The 14,816-nt window shown below is 55.7% G+C and carries 15 protein-coding genes; 4 read left to right on the forward strand and 11 right to left on the reverse strand.

Translation table 11 applies throughout. From position 1 onward, the window contains the following. Window positions 1-19: 19 nt before the first annotated feature. Window positions 20-523 carry a PTS glucose transporter subunit IIA gene (crr, locus tag C7M51_RS11320; protein ID WP_160621883.1) on the forward strand — a complete coding sequence of 168 codons (504 nt, stop codon included), beginning with the start codon at window positions 20-22 and terminating at the stop codon, window positions 521-523. Window positions 524-595: 72 nt separating this feature from the next. On the opposite strand, the gene C7M51_RS11325 is transcribed toward crr, so the two are convergent. Both C7M51_RS11325 and C7M51_RS11330 read right to left on the reverse strand, forming a co-directional pair. After that, entirely contained in the window at window positions 596-1,948 is a 1,353-nt protein-coding gene (locus C7M51_RS11325) for an ATP-binding protein (protein ID WP_160621884.1), read from the reverse strand. Beyond that, window positions 1,945-2,625, reverse strand: a complete 681-nt coding sequence (locus C7M51_RS11330) for a response regulator transcription factor (protein WP_160621885.1) — start codon at window positions 2,623-2,625, stop codon at window positions 1,945-1,947. The genes C7M51_RS11325 and C7M51_RS11330 overlap by 4 nt, the downstream gene beginning before the upstream one ends. A gap of 170 nt (window positions 2,626-2,795) precedes the next feature. Here C7M51_RS11330 and C7M51_RS11335 point away from each other — a divergent pair, with 170 nt between their 5' ends. Together C7M51_RS11335 and C7M51_RS11340 are read left to right on the forward strand one after the other, a co-directional pair. Then, a complete protein-coding gene (locus C7M51_RS11335) occupies window positions 2,796-3,992 on the forward strand; it encodes an efflux RND transporter periplasmic adaptor subunit (protein WP_160621886.1) in 1,197 nt (398 codons plus the stop codon). Further along, the gene (locus tag C7M51_RS11340; RefSeq protein ID WP_160621887.1) at window positions 3,992-5,932 is read left to right on the forward strand and encodes a MacB family efflux pump subunit; all 1,941 of its coding nucleotides are present in this window, start codon (window positions 3,992-3,994) and stop codon (window positions 5,930-5,932) included. Before C7M51_RS11335 ends, C7M51_RS11340 begins: the two co-directional genes overlap by 1 nt. 23 nt (window positions 5,933-5,955) lie before the next feature. Here the strand turns inward: C7M51_RS11340 and cysM are convergent, their stop codons facing one another. The 9 genes from cysM to C7M51_RS11385 form a co-directional block, all read right to left on the reverse strand. Beyond that, window positions 5,956-6,837, reverse strand: a complete 882-nt coding sequence (gene cysM / locus C7M51_RS11345) for a cysteine synthase CysM (protein WP_160621888.1) — start codon at window positions 6,835-6,837, stop codon at window positions 5,956-5,958. Between the two features lie 69 nt (window positions 6,838-6,906). After that, the gene (gene cysA, locus C7M51_RS11350) at window positions 6,907-7,995 is read right to left on the reverse strand and encodes a sulfate/thiosulfate ABC transporter ATP-binding protein CysA (protein WP_160621889.1); all 1,089 of its coding nucleotides are present in this window, start codon (window positions 7,993-7,995) and stop codon (window positions 6,907-6,909) included. After that, window positions 7,985-8,860 (reverse strand): sulfate/thiosulfate ABC transporter permease CysW, encoded by an 876-nt coding sequence (gene cysW / locus C7M51_RS11355; protein WP_160621890.1) that lies wholly within the window; start codon window positions 8,858-8,860, stop codon window positions 7,985-7,987. Before cysW ends, cysA begins: the two co-directional genes overlap by 11 nt. After that, window positions 8,860-9,693: a sulfate/thiosulfate ABC transporter permease CysT gene (gene cysT, locus C7M51_RS11360; RefSeq protein ID WP_160621891.1), complete on the reverse strand. Its 834-nt coding sequence runs from the start codon at window positions 9,691-9,693 to the stop codon at window positions 8,860-8,862. Before cysT ends, cysW begins: the two co-directional genes overlap by 1 nt. Beyond that, window positions 9,693-10,703, reverse strand: a complete 1,011-nt coding sequence (locus C7M51_RS11365) for a sulfate ABC transporter substrate-binding protein (RefSeq protein ID WP_160621892.1) — start codon at window positions 10,701-10,703, stop codon at window positions 9,693-9,695. Before C7M51_RS11365 ends, cysT begins: the two co-directional genes overlap by 1 nt. A 222-nt stretch (window positions 10,704-10,925) precedes the next feature. After that, a complete protein-coding gene (locus C7M51_RS11370) occupies window positions 10,926-11,822 on the reverse strand; it encodes a Dyp-type peroxidase (protein WP_160621893.1) in 897 nt (298 codons plus the stop codon). 86 nt (window positions 11,823-11,908) lie between these two features. Next, on the reverse strand, window positions 11,909-12,511 hold the full coding sequence (locus tag C7M51_RS11375) for an RpoE-regulated lipoprotein (protein ID WP_160621894.1): 603 nt from the start codon (window positions 12,509-12,511) through the stop codon (window positions 11,909-11,911). Between the two features lie 66 nt (window positions 12,512-12,577). Beyond that, window positions 12,578-13,033, reverse strand: a complete 456-nt coding sequence (locus tag C7M51_RS11380; protein ID WP_160621895.1) for a DUF2919 domain-containing protein — start codon at window positions 13,031-13,033, stop codon at window positions 12,578-12,580. 38 nt (window positions 13,034-13,071) lie between these two features. Continuing rightward, window positions 13,072-13,497, reverse strand: a complete 426-nt coding sequence (locus tag C7M51_RS11385; RefSeq protein ID WP_141175958.1) for a GNAT family acetyltransferase — start codon at window positions 13,495-13,497, stop codon at window positions 13,072-13,074. Window positions 13,498-13,856: 359 nt separating this feature from the next. On the opposite strand from C7M51_RS11385, the gene hemF reads away from it, so the two are divergent. Next, entirely contained in the window at window positions 13,857-14,777 is a 921-nt protein-coding gene (hemF, locus tag C7M51_RS11390) for an oxygen-dependent coproporphyrinogen oxidase (protein WP_160621896.1), read from the forward strand. Window positions 14,778-14,816: the final 39 nt, after the last annotated feature.

Raw genomic sequence — 14,816 nt, forward strand, 5'->3', positions numbered from 1 at the left:
TACTGCTTAGGAGAAGATCATGGGTTTTTTTTCCAAACTTTTTGGTGATAAAACAGAAAGCGCATCTGGCACTATTGAGATCGTCGCCCCGCTCTCTGGTGAGATCGTAAATATCGAAGACGTGCCAGACGTAGTATTTGCGGAGAAGATTGTCGGCGATGGTATCGCAATTAAACCGGCAGGCAACAAAATGGTTGCTCCGGTTGATGGCACCATCGGCAAAATCTTCGAAACCAACCATGCATTCTCTATCGAATCTGAGAACGGCATTGAGCTGTTTGTTCACTTTGGTATTGATACCGTAGAGCTGAAAGGCGAAGGCTTTAAACGCATCGCGGAAGAAGGCCAGAAAGTGAAAAAAGGCGATGTTGTTATTGAGTTCGATCTGCCACTGCTGGAAGAGAAAGCCAAATCTACGCTGACGCCGGTTGTGATCTCTAATATGGATGAAATTAAAGAGCTGACCAAGCTCACTGGTCAGGTCACCGTAGGTGAAACGCCAGTTATCCGCATTAAAAAATAACGGCTAACGTCATAAAACGAACGGCGCTTCAGGGCGCCGTTTTTATTTTGCTTAATACTTGATGCCTGTTATTTAATTCCCCTGCCAGTGCGGCAGACGAATTGTCATCTCCAGCCCGCCGTTACGCCCGTTTGCCGCCTGTACTTCGCCATGATGCGCCAGCACTACCTTGCGCACGATAGATAATCCCAGCCCATATCCCTTACCCTGCAACGGCGAATTCACCCGCACAAAGGGATCGAAAATACTGGAAAGCTTATCGGCGTCCACGCCTGGGCCGCTGTCACTGACGCGGACCGCAAGCCAGCCGTCCTCAGCGCGTAAAGCGATCATCACCCGCTGGCCCTGTAACGAATAGCGCAGCGCGTTACGCACCACATTCTCTACCGCCCGCCGTACCAGCTCCGCATTGCCCTTCACGGTATAATCTGCGTCCTGGTCCGCCTCCAGCACTATCTCCACGCCGGGCAACTGCGCCTCATAGCGGGCATCGTTGACCACCGTTTCCAGCAGACCGTAGAGATCGAAATATTGCTCGTCGGGCATATTTTCATTTTCCGCACGCGACAGCGTCAGCAACTCGCCGATCATCTTATCCAGGCGTCGTGCCTCGTCATCAATGCGATCGAGAGACGCCTGCACCGTTTCCGGCGTCTGTCGAGCCAGCCCGGTTGCCAGCTGCAAACGCGCCAGCGGCGAGCGCAACTCATGGGAAATATCGTGCAGCAGCTCTTCACGCGCCTTTACCAGCACCGCGAGGCGCTCCACCATAGCGTCAAAATCGCGCGCCACAACCGACAGTTCATCATGGCGGCGACGCATTTGCGGGTAGAGCCGTACGGAAAGATCGCCATTTGAGACGCGGGCGAATCCCAGCCGGAGCTGGCGCATCGGACGCGTCAGGTTCCAGGCCAGCAGCGAACTGAACAGCAGCCCCATCAGCCCGGCAAACCAGAAAATCGGCTCCGGGATATTGAGAATTTTAGGCGGCGGGCCACCCATCTCGCTATCCTCGCGCAGCCCTTTTACATCGTAACGCAGCTGATACTGCTGCCCGTCCGCGCCGGTCACCCACTCTATCACCTGATCGGGATAACCCTTCCCCTGTAGTGTGGCGTTAAGCTGACGGCGCGACATTTCCTGCGGCGGAAAAGGCATCGGCGTTACTGAAAAAAAGCGTCGGTCACCGGGCGACCAGTCCGACATCATATTATCCAGCGCAGGCAGGCCACCATGCTGCAAAACCGATACCGCCGAAGCCATTTGCAAATTAACGATGCGCCGCGTGGCAATATGTTCCGGCGGTTCCCGATGTTTGCCATAAAGCGTAAAACCCAGCCACAGCAGCTGGCTAATCAGAAAAAAGACCAGCCAGAAGCCAAACAGGATTTTCCAGAACAGACGCCCCTGAAAACGGCTACTCATCGAATGCGGTAGCCGATGCTGCGCACGGTTTCGATATTGATCGCATCACCGGCCAGCCCCGCCAGCTTCTGTCGAATATTGCTGATATGCACATCAACGCTACGATCATAAGCCTCACGCGGACGCCCCAGACCTTTCTCGGACAGCTCATCTTTTGTTACCACGCGATCGGGCGAGCGTAGTAGCAGATCGAGTAAGTTGAACTCTGAAGCGGTTAAATCAAACGGCTTGTTTTTCCATTCGCTGATGCGCGTGGCCGGATTCAGCGTCAGGTCGCCCCAGCGCACCACCTCTTTTTTCTCCGACTGCATCGGCTGCTCATCTATGCGACGCAGCACTGCACGCAGGCGTGCCACCAGCTCACGCGGATAGCAGGGCTTAGGCACATAATCGTCAGCCCCCATCTCCAGGCCGATAACCCGATCGATATTGTCCCCTTTCGCCGTCAGCATAATTACCGGAATGCGGCTGCTCTGCCGTACCTGACGCAGCACATCGGTGCCGCTCATATCCGGCAGCATAATGTCCAGGATCACCGCCTGGAATTTCCCCGACAGCGCGCCATCAATACCCGCCTGTCCGGTCAGCACCAGCGAGGCTTCAAAGCCTTCACCCAATAAATATTCGCTGAGCATGGTGCCCAACTCAAGATCGTCATCAACTAACAGAATCTTCATACATCTACTCTCAATCACGGTTGACGCTATTTTGACCGTAAGCCTGTCGTTGCGCAGCAGGTTTTACTGAATCCTTACAGAGAATGGCACCTTATTGAACGGTCGTTTCGCTTTATTGTGGCAGCCTTTTGCGTTATACCAGTGCTTTCTTCGTTTCAGGGATCTCCGTCATGGCATTACGCCGCACCTTATTTAAACGTAAAGGCTTCTTACTGCTGATTTTTTTGCTGATTGCCGCCGTTATCGCCTGGCTACTGCTGCGCCCACATCAGGCTCCCGCAGAATTTCTGACCGCCACCGTTGAGCAGCGTCCGCTACAGCAGGAAGTCCTGGCAGACGGTACGCTTTCTGCCAGCAAGCTGGTCAGCGTCGGTGCACAGGCGTCCGGTCAGATCAAACGCCTGCTGGTAGATCTGGGCGATCAGGTTAAACAGGGGCAGCTGGTGGCAGAAATCGACAGCATGACACAGCAAAATGCCCTGCAAAACGCGCAGGCGGCGCTAAAAAATATTGAAGCACAGCGCGCGGCAAAGCTGGCCCAGCTCACCAACTTCCGCGCCGCCTTTGCACGCCAGAAAGCAATGTTAGAGAAAAACCTGACGCCGAAAGCGGATTATGACAGCGCGCTGGCGACGCTAAGCGCCACCGAAGCGGAAATTCGTGCGCTGGAAGCGCAGATTGCTCAGGCACAGATTGAGGTAAATACCGCGCAGGTAAATTTAGGCTATACCCGCATCGTATCACCGATTGATGGCACCGTGGTTTCCGTACCGGTCGAGGCCGGACAGACGGTTAACGCCGTGCAAAGCGCCCCGACGCTGATGAAAGTTGCCAATCTCGATACCATGACGGTGAAAGCGCAAATTTCCGAAGCGGATGTGATTAAAGTCGAACCAGGCATGAAGGTATGGTTTTCTATTCTTGGCGAACCGAATAAACGTTACGAAGCAACCCTGCGCGCCATTGAACCCGCGCCAGACTCCATTAATGAAGAGAGCAGCAGCCTGACCGGTTCTTCCAGCAGCTCAAGCGATAAAAAGGCTATCTACTATTACGGTCTGTTTGACGTGCCTAACCCGCAGCATCGCCTGCGTATTTCTATGTCGGCGGAAGTGCATATCGTGCTGGGCGAGCGTCCAAACGCGCTGGTCATCCCTGCCACCGCTATTGACAACGTCGATGGCAAAACCACGGTGCAGGTGTTAGAGGCTAACCAGCAGCTAACGCGCCGCGAAGTGCAGGTAGGGCTGAATGATAATATCGAAGCCGAAATTGTTTCCGGCCTGAAAGTGGGCGAAAAAGTCGTGCTGGGTCAGCGTAGTGAGGCGGCCGCCAACGATGCACCTCCCGGACCGGGGCCACGCTAATGGCGCTGCTGGAACTTAACAATATCAGCCGTTCATTCCAGAACGGCGAACAGCAAGTGCAGGTGCTGCACAACATTCATCTCGCTATCGAAGCCGGAGAGTTTGTTGCTATCGTCGGACAATCAGGATCGGGCAAATCGACGCTGATGAATATCCTCGGCTGTCTTGATAAAGCCAGTTCCGGGGACTATCTCGTTGCCGGACGTGCCGTCTCAGCGCTGGACGATGATGCGCTGGCGGCGCTGCGTCGTGAGCACTTCGGCTTTATCTTCCAGCGTTATCACCTGCTGAGCGAGCTGACGGCGCTGGGCAACGCCGAAATGCCCGCTATCTATGCCGGTAAAGCACCACAGGCACGCCGGGAACGCGCTACCGCCCTGCTAACCCGTCTCGGCCTGGGTGAGCGTTTGCATTACCGCCCCGGCCAGCTTTCCGGCGGTCAGCAGCAACGCGTCAGTATTGCGCGTGCACTGATGAACGGTGGCGAAGTGATTCTGGCCGATGAGCCAACCGGCGCGCTCGACAGCCGTAGCGGCGAAGAGGTGATGCGTATTCTGCACGATCTGCATCAGCAGGGGCACACCATCGTTATCGTGACGCACGATATGAACATTGCGCAGCACGCCCAGCGCATCATTGAAATTCGTGACGGTGAAATTCTTAGCGATACCCGGCGTGAGGAAGCCAGCTCCGCGCCACCGCAGCGGCTGGCTACGCGTGATAAAGGCAGCGCCTGGCGCGCCGCGCGCGATCGTCTCACCGAAGCTTTCCGTATGGCGCTGGTTTCTATGCTGTCGCAGCGGCTGCGCACCTTCCTGACCATGCTGGGCATTATTATCGGTATCGCTTCGGTGGTGGCGGTGGTGGCGCTTGGCAAGGGTTCGCAGCAAAAAATCCTCAATGAAATCAGCGCAATGGGTACCAGCACGCTGGAGATCTATCCGGGGAAAGATTTTGGCGACATGCATGCCTCATCGATCCAGACGCTGCGTGCCAGCGATGCGGACGCGCTGGCACATCAACCCTATGTCCACAGCGTTACGCCGTTGCTTTCTACCAATACCACGCTGAAATATCGTAATCAGGCGCTATCGGTCTCGGTTAACGGCGTCGGCGAACAATTTTTTGCCGTGCGTGGCTATCAGATTACCAGTGGAAAAGCTTTTGACCGCCACAGCGTTGATACGCTGGCGCAGGAGGCGGTGATTGATAAAAATACCCTTAATCGGCTATTTGCCAACGGTGAAAATCCGCTGGGCCAGGTGTTAATGCTGGGAAATATGCCGGTGCGCATTGTGGGCGTCGCTACCCATCAGAGCAGCTTCGTTAACGACAGTAACCTTGATATCTGGCTGCCTTACACCACGGTAATGAAGCGTATGGTGGGGCAAACCTGGCTCAGCGGCATTACTGTGCGGGTGAAGGATAATGTCGATCTGGCGCTGGCGGAACAGGGTGTTACACGCCTGATGACGCAGCGCCACACCGATAAAGACTTTTTCATCTTCAATGCCGACAGCATCCGTCAGACCATTGAAAATACCACCAATACCATGACGTTGCTGGTGGCGATGATTGCCCTGATTTCGTTGCTGGTAGGCGGCATTGGCGTGATGAATATCATGCTGGTATCGGTAACCGAGCGCACGCGGGAAATTGGTGTTCGTATGGCGGTAGGCGCGCGCGCCAGCGATATCATGCAGCAGTTCCTGATTGAAGCGGTACTGGTCTGCCTGACCGGGGGCATTATCGGCGTGCTGCTGTCGCTGGTGCCGGGCCTGATTCTCGCTCAGGTGACCAACAGCTTCAGCATGATCTACTCGCCCTTCTCTATCGTGGCAGCCTTTATCTGCTCCAGCCTGATTGGCGTGATTTTCGGCTTCTTCCCGGCACGGCGTGCTGCCCGGCTCGATCCGATTCACGCTCTGGAACGCGAATAACCGTGGCCCCACCAGGGGCTGCGTTACTGATAGACGCCGGTGGAGAGATAGCGATCGCCGCGATCGCAAATAATCGCCACCACCACGCTATCTGGATGTTCGGCGGCGATGCGCAGTGCCCCGGCTACCGCGCCGCCGGAACTGACGCCGCAGAACACCCCCTCACGCTGCGCCAGCTGACGCATCGTTTCTTCTGCTTCCGTCTGGCCCATATCTATGATGCGATCGACCAGTTCCGGACGCCAGATCCCCGGCATCCAGGCGGCAGGCCAGCGGCGAATACCGGGAATGCTGCTACCTTCCAGCGGCTGTAATCCGATAATTTGTACCTGTGGATTTTGCTCTTTCAGATAGCGGCCAACTCCGGTAATGGTGCCGGTGGTGCCCATACTGGAGACAAAGTGGGTGATACGTTCAGCGCTCTGCCGCCAGATTTCCGGCCCGGTGGTGGTGTAATGCCCCAGCGGATTATCGGGATTGTTAAACTGATCCAGCACCTTGCCTTCGCCACGTGCCGCCATTGCCTGCGCCAGCTCGCGTGCGCCTTCCATGCCCAGCTCGCGACTGACCAGCACCAGCTCAGCACCATAGGCGCGCATTGCTGCCTGACGCTCGGCGCTCATATTGTCGGGCATCAGCAACCTCAGCGAATAGCCCTTAATCGCCGCGATCATGGCCAACGCGATACCGGTATTGCCGCTGGTTGCTTCAATCAGCCGATCGCCGGGGCTGATTTCACCACGCCGCTCTGCGCCCTGAATCATTGACAGCGCGGCCCGATCCTTTACCGATCCGGCAGGATTGTTGCCCTCAAGCTTTAGCCATATTTCGCTGCCGTTAGCAGGCGTCAGGCGCTGCAGTTTAATCAGCGGCGTATTACCGATGGTGCTTTCCAGCGTGGTCACAATATTTATCCTGGCAGGCAAGATATGGCGGGCAGGAATAGCCCGCCATAGTAAAGAAGTGAGAAAATATCAGGCGCTTTCGGCAAAGGCAACCGTACGCAGTGGAGTATTGCCCTGATAGAGGCGCGCCTGTTGCAGACCTACATAGAGGCGTTCCCCGCGCAGCGGCGCGATATGTTCACCATCAAACACCAGGCTGAACGGCTCAGCCTGCCAGCCTGCGGGCTGAACCAGCAGCTGCCAGAAGTGTCCGCGCGGACTGACTTCCAGCACCTGCACCGGCAACGGCGTCTCCAGACTACTGTGACGGTTAACGTCGATCTCCCAGGGGCGTAAAAAGAGTTCAACCGCGCCCTGCTGCGCTGGCGTAAAGCCCAGCGGCCAGTGATGAGCACCAACGTGGAATTGCGAACCATGAACGCTGGCATCGAAGCGATTAACCTCACCGAGGAACTCCAGCACGAAACGGCTGGCGGGTTCGCGCCAGACATCGTCCGGCGTACCCACCTGTTCGATATTGCCCTGACTCATTACCACTACCCGATCGGCAACCTCCATCGCCTCTTCCTGATCGTGAGTAACGAACACGCTGGTAAACTTCAGTTCTTCGTGTAGCTGACGCAGCCAGCGACGCAGCTCTTTGCGCACCTGCGCATCCAGTGCGCCAAACGGCTCATCCAGCAACAGAATCTGCGGCTCGACGGCTAATGCTCGCGCCAGCGCCACGCGCTGTTTTTGTCCACCGGAAAGCTGGGCCGGGTAGCGATTAGCCAGATGCCCCAGCTGCACCATCTCCAGCAGCTGCGTTACCTTTTGTTTAATCGCCTGCGCCGTTGGACGTTCACGACGCGGCAATACCGTCAGGCCGAAAGCGATATTGTCAAATACCGTCATATGGCGAAACAGCGCGTAATGCTGGAAGACAAAACCCACCTGGCGATCGCGCGCGTGCAGACGGCTAACATCTTTACCATGAAAGCGGATATGCCCGCTGTTCTGATGTTCCAGCCCGGCAATAATACGCAGCAGCGTGGTTTTACCGGAGCCGGATGGACCAAGCAGCGCTACCATCTGACCAGAAGGAATATCCAGCGAGATGTCGTTAAGCACACGCGTCCGGCCAAAGGATTTGTTGATCTGGTTAATCTCAATGCTCATGATTTCCCTCCTGCTGTAAGCGCTTCTGTTGGTTCTCTAACCGCCATTGCAGCGCGCTTTTCAGAAATAGCGTCACTATCGCCATCAGGGTCAGCAGCGCGGCGGCGGTAAAGGCCCCGACGCTGTTGTAATCCTGATGCAGTAATTCAACCTGTAGCGGCAACGTATAGGTTTCGCCGCGAATCGATCCCGATACTACCGAGACCGCACCAAACTCACCGATGGCGCGTGCATTGGTCAGCACCACGCCGTACAGCAGCGCCCAACGAATGTTCGGCAGCGTTACGCGGCGGAACATCTGCCAGCCGGAGGCACCCAGCAGCACCGCTGCCTCATCCTCATGGCTGCCTTGGCTGAGCATCACCGGCACCAGTTCGCGTACCACGAACGGACAGGTAACGAAGATGGTTGCCATCACGATACCGGGCCAGGAGAACATCAGCTGAATACTGTGCGCATCCAGCCAGCCGCCCACCGGTCCATTAACGCCCCAGAACAGCAAATAGATCAGTCCGGCAACCACTGGCGATACCGCAAAAGGAATATCGAACAGCGTCAGCAGCAGCTGACGCCCCGGAAAGGTAAAACGCGTTACCAGCCAGGCGAGCAACGTACCGAACACCAGATTAACCGGGACGGTAATCAGCGCCACCAGCACCGTTAGCCAGATGGCATGCAGCATATCGGCATCGGCGAGGTTGGTCAGCGCCGAGCCAACGCCCTGCGCCAGCGCCTCGGTAAAGATGGCGATCAGCGGCACCACCAGCAGCAGAAATGAAACCAGCGCGCCGACAGCGATCAGTAACCACTTACTCCAGTTAACAGGCTGGCGTTCCACGCCGTTCAACTGAGTGACATCGGCCATCAGTGACCTCCCAGACGACGCCCGAAGCGGCTTTGTAAGGTGTTAATACCAAACAGCAGCAGCAGCGAGGCGGCAAGTATGACTGACGCGATAGCGCTGGCGGCTGGGTAATCAAATTCCTGCAAACGGATAAAAATCATCAGCGAGGTGACCTCCGTCTTCCAGGCAATATTACCGGCGATAAAAATAACCGCGCCAAACTCACCCAGGCTACGGGTAAACGAAAGCGCCGTTCCCGCCAGCAGCGCAGGTGCGACTTCCGGCAGCACTACGCGACGAAAACTCTGCCATGGCGTAGCACCCAGGGTTTGCGCCGCCTCTTCATATTCTGGTCCCAGCTCCTCCAGCACCGGCTGAACGGTACGCACCACAAAGGGAATACTGGTAAAAGCCATCGCCACCGCAATGCCGAGCCAGGTATAGGAAACTTTGATATCAAACTGCGCCAGCCACTGACCGTACCAGCCGTTAACCGAAAACAGGCCCGCCAGCGTCAAACCGGCTACCGCCGTCGGCAGCGCGAAAGGTAAATCCATCAGTCCGTCGAGCAGGCTGCGTCCTGGAAAGCGATAGCGCGTCAGAATCCAGGCCATCAACATGCCGAATACGGCGTTGAAAACGGAAGCGACACCTGCCGCAAGCAGCGTGACCTTATAGGCGGCCACCACCTGTGGGTTAGTAATCACTTCCCAATACTGCGCCAGCGACATCTGCGCCAGCTGCATTAACAGGGCGCTCAGCGGCAGCAGCAGAATCAGACAGGTAAAAAACAGGCTGCTGCCAAGGCTGATGCCGAATCCTGGAAGTACGCGCTTACTACTTGCAGCAAACATTAGCCACGCCCCGCCGCTAACAGCTTATCCAGCTCACCGCCGCTGGCGAAGTGGATTTTCATCACCTGCTCCCAACTGCCAAAGCGATCTTCAACACGAAACAGTTCAGTTTGCGGGAATGTCGCCTGCGCCATCAGCTGCGGGTTGCTTACCCGATAATAAAATTGCGTCATAATTTTTTGCGCCGTCGGCGTGTAGAGATAGTTGAGATAGGCTTTCGCCGCCTCTTCGCTATGATTTTGCTGTACGTTTTTATCCAGCCACGCCACCGGGAACTCAGCCAGAATATCCACATCGGGCACCACCACTTCATAACCCTGGCTGGCGTACTGCTGGCGGATGTTATTTACTTCCGATTCGAAGCTGATCAGCACGTCACCTAACCCACGCTCAACAAAGGTAGTGGTCGCGCCGCGCCCGCCGGTATCGAAAACCTCAACGTTCTTCACAAACCGCTGCATAAACTGTTCGGTTTTGGCACGATCGCCGTGATTCGCCAGCTCCGCCGCGCCCCATGCCGCCAGCCAGGTATAACGCCCGTTACCAGAGGTTTTAGGATTCGGGAATATCAGTTTTACATCGCTGCGCACCAGATCGTTCCAGCTGTGGATCTGTTTCGGATTACCTTTGCGCACCAGGAAAGCCATAGTGGAGTAGAAAGGCGAACTGTTGTTTGGCAGGCGCGTTTGCCAATCAGCAGGCAGCAGCCTGCCGCGATCGTGCAGAATCTGGACATCGGTAACCTGGTTGTAGGTCACCACATCAGCCTTCAAACCCTGAAGAATCGCTAACGCCTGCTTTGACGAACCGGCATGAGACTGACGCAGAGTGAGCTTGTCGCCAGGATGCGTTTCATCCCACTGTTTAATGAAAGGGGCATTCAGCGCGGTAAAGAGTTCACGCGATACGTCATAGGAGCTGTTAAGCAGCTCGGTCGCCTGCGCGCTGGCGGTTAACAGCAAGCAGAGCGCTGTACCACTGAGAAACCTTTTCGTTACGGAAAATGTCATTTCACACCCTGAGTCATATTCCGGCTCATGCACCGTATGCTCAGTGTATTTATAACTCAGCGCAAAGCTGTAACGGTTTTATATATCGTTTGCTGATTTTAAAGTCGAAAAAAGCATAAGTAGGCGGGAAAGGTTAGCAGCAAACCAGCAAAAGAAGCGGCAGAAAAAAGTGGCCTCAGGCAGACGGGAAAAGCGACGCCTGAAACGACGTCGCCTGGATATTTACAGCGCTAACAGCGTCTCAATGGAAGGGGCAAACCACCATGCGCCGCTAACCGGTTTGGTAAAGCGCAACATGGCATCATATTTACCATCGCGTTCACCAAACATGCTCAGCAACTGCTGTTCAATATTATACAGCGTGGCACAGTAAGCGATAAAGTAGAGCCCATTGGTACCGCTGGCGGTGCCGTAAGGCAGGCTCTGACGCAGGATTTTCAGCCCCTGTCCGTTCTCTTTCAGATCGACCCGGCTGAGATGCGAGGTATCAGGACGCGCATCGCCCTCCAGCTCCTCATTGCTTAGCTTGGTACGCCCGATCATCTGCTCCTGCTTCGCCACCGGCAGGCGGTTCAGCTGCGACAGATTATGCTCCCAGCGCTGGGTGAAGATATAGCTGCCGCCTGCATCCACGCCATTAGCGATAATTGCCACCTGCTGACGTTTTTCGCCCTGCGGATTTTCTGTGCCGTCCACAAAGCCGGAAAGATCGCGATCTTCCGTCCAGCGGAACCCGTGCGTCTCTTCTTCAATATGCAGCGCCGCACCAAAAGCAGCCAGCGCCGCCTGTGCCAATGAGAAGTTGACGTCATGACGCTGAGATTGAATATGAATCAACAGATCGCGCTGGGTAGCGGGTGCCATATTTTTTCCCAGCGGCTGAAAATCCTTCAGTTCCGGCGCGCTTCCTTTCGGTGCCAGGTCACGCCACAGCGCGTTGCCGAAGGCAATCACCGCGCCCAGTTCAGCATCGGCATAGCGCTGTTGCAGTGCGGTTAACTGTTGATAAAAATCGTTGACGCCCTGGCGCACCTGTTGCAGATCGCCGTGGACGGTGGCTTCCAGCCAGATGGCAAAGCGGCTGTGTTCGGTCAGGATGCCGCTCTGATGCTGAGACATTAGGCGTTACTCCGGAAATGAAAAAACAGGGCCATATCATACCGGAAAGCGGCGGCAAAAAGTGAGGCAGCCGCCGCGATTAACGCTTAACGCTGCCAGATAATTTTACTGACGCGCCAGCTCTGTAATACGTCATCCGGCGGAATCAACCCCTGCGGACCGGCCCATTTCCCCTGATAGAGATAGCTGATGTGTTGGCTGTCGGGTGCCTGACACAGCACTGAAGCTTCATTCACTACGGGCTGACAGTGCCCAAAGGCTTTTTGATAGCGTTTGCTGAACGCATCGCCGATACGCGTGCCGTCGGCGCTGGCAATATCCGGATCGCTAATCTCAATGCGGCTGACACTCTCTTTACCGCTCAGGATCAGCCTGACTTCATCATCTTTCAGTGCCTGCCAGAAGCTGACGATGCTGCCCTGCTCGCTGCGCATCCCCTGCCGCAACCGATAATCGCCGTTCAGCGCTTCGCTGATAGCGCTTTCCTGCAACGGCGTTTCGCCGTTAACCGCGCCAACGCCCTGCTCGGTAACCGTTAACGAAGCGCCAAACCAGTTGCCCGGCCACAGGGTAGACCAAGACCAGTCAAGCGGATTCCACCAGCTGGCTTCGCTATGGTGTGAGCCGCTACTGGCGCAGCTTACCAGTAATAAGGTAGCGACAATCAATGCCGATCGTACTGATTTCATTTCAACTCCTGAGATGGTAATGCGACTTTCGCCAGTCAGGTTGGAGTCGCATAAGCGCAAAAAGTTTTATTCTGGACGGTTCAAATCCGCATCAAAGCAGGCTTTCAGCCGCTGGCTGAGCAGCAGCCAGCAGAGCGCCAGCAGGTCAAAGCAGGCGGGCAGCCACAGCGCTGGCGTAGCAAGATCGCCTTCCTGCCAGCTTTGCCAAACCATCAGCGCCACGCTCAGCAGCAGGCTGGCGCACAATACCCAGCGCCAGCTTTGCCAAAGTCGCGGCAGCCGCTGACGATAGCCGGTCAGCAATAGCCCAAGCGCCGCCGGTACGCCGAGCCCCAGCCCCAGCCAGAAAGCGCCGCTATCGGGATAGAAGAGCGACAGCAGCGCATTACCCTGTTGACGCGATGCGCCAGCCATCACAAACAGCACCCAGGTGCGCGCCTGCAATAGCAGAATCGCCCAAAAGGCCAGCGGCAAACGCAGCTGGCCTTTACCGTCATAATCATCCGGAGAGAAAGGTAACATAAAGAAAGGGTTAGCCGCGCTGCCGCGACCGGACAAGATTAATATTCACGATCTTCAATTATACGTTTGCCAAGGCAGACCACATCCTGCATATCGTAATCCAGCTTCTCGTAAAAACCGATAACCGCATCGTTCTCTTCGCGTACGATCAGGTTGATTTTCGGGCAGCCGCGCGCGATCAGTTTTTTCTCCAGACGATTCAGCAGTGCGTTGGCAAAGCCGCGCCCGCGGTAGTCGGGATGAACGCCCAGATAGTAAACCGAACCACGATGGCCATCGTAACCGCCCATCAGGGTACCAACAATTTCGCCACCAACGACCGCAACCAGAAACAGATCGGGATCGTGATTTAGCTTACGCTCGATATCCATTTCCGGATCGTTCCACGGCCGTAGCAGATCGCACCGTTCCCAAAGCGTAATGACTTCTTCAAAGTCTTCCTGGCGGAATGCGCGGATTTCCATGAAATTTTCTCAGAGGTTACTCACAATTCATTGATTATCACGCATTCTTTCGGCGGCGCAACCCTCGCAGCGCGCCTGTCGGGAAAAAAATTGATGCTTGCTATTTATTTAGCTGAAATAAATAGCAAAAGCCTGAAACGGCTCGCCCGTCGCCACCTCGTCTGCCGTTAAGTTATAACGCTTTTTTTACTTTACAGGCACTGGCAAACAGCGAACATATCAGCCTGCAGGTACGGCCACCGCTAAAACGTAATTTGCTGAATTTGACCGCCGCAATCAGCGTCCGGGTTAGGTATAATCTTTGACCTGCAACCAAAGGGCCAAACGACGGTCCTTTTTTCTACAACAGTGAAGTGAATATGAGTGCTCCCAATATTGAGCAGGTAAAAGCCTTCCTGCTGACGTTACAGGACAAGATATGTCAGCAACTGACGCTGGCGGATGGCGTCGGGCAGTTTCAGGAAGATAGCTGGACACGACCCGGCGGCGGTGGCGGTCGTAGCCGGGTGTTGCGTCAGGGCGCAGTCTTTGAGCAGGCCGGGGTAAACTTTTCCCACGTCCACGGTGACCAGATGCCGGCTTCCGCTACCGCACACCGGCCTGAACTGGCGGGGCGCAGCTTTGAAGCGATGGGCGTTTCACTGGTGATTCATCCGGAAAATCCCTATATCCCGACCAGCCACGCCAACGTACGATTTTTTATTGCTGAAAAGCCGGACGCCGATCCGGTCTGGTGGTTCGGCGGCGGTTTCGATCTCACGCCCTATTACGGCTTTGAGGAGGATGCGGTGCACTGGCATCAGACCGCTTTCGATCTCTGCCAGCCGTTTGGTGCCGATCGCTATCCTCGCTACAAGAAATGGTGCGATGATTACTTCTTTCTGAAGCACCGCAACGAACAGCGCGGCATCGGCGGCCTGTTTTTCGACGATTTGAATGCCCCCGATTTCGCCACATGCTTCGCCTTTACCCGCGCGGTTGGCGAAGGCTTCCTCGACGGCTACCTGCCGATTGTTGCACGCCGTAAAGGTACGCCGTGGGGCGAGCGCGAACGTCAGTTCCAGCTCTATCGTCGCGGGCGCTATGTAGAATTTAATCTGGTCTGGGATCGCGGCACGCTGTTTGGCCTGCAAACCGGTGGACGTACCGAATCTATCCTGATGTCGATGCCGCCGCTGGTGCGCTGGGAATATGATTATCAGCCACAGCCGGATTCACCGGAGGCCGCGCTCTACCGCGATTTCCTGCCGGTTAAAGACTGGCTGGCAAATAATACCTGACAAGAGCAAATACTGTAGATCTCACGCTGTTACTTCCGC

Source organism: Mixta intestinalis (assembly GCF_009914055.1).
Lineage (GTDB): Bacteria > Pseudomonadota > Gammaproteobacteria > Enterobacterales > Enterobacteriaceae > Mixta > Mixta intestinalis.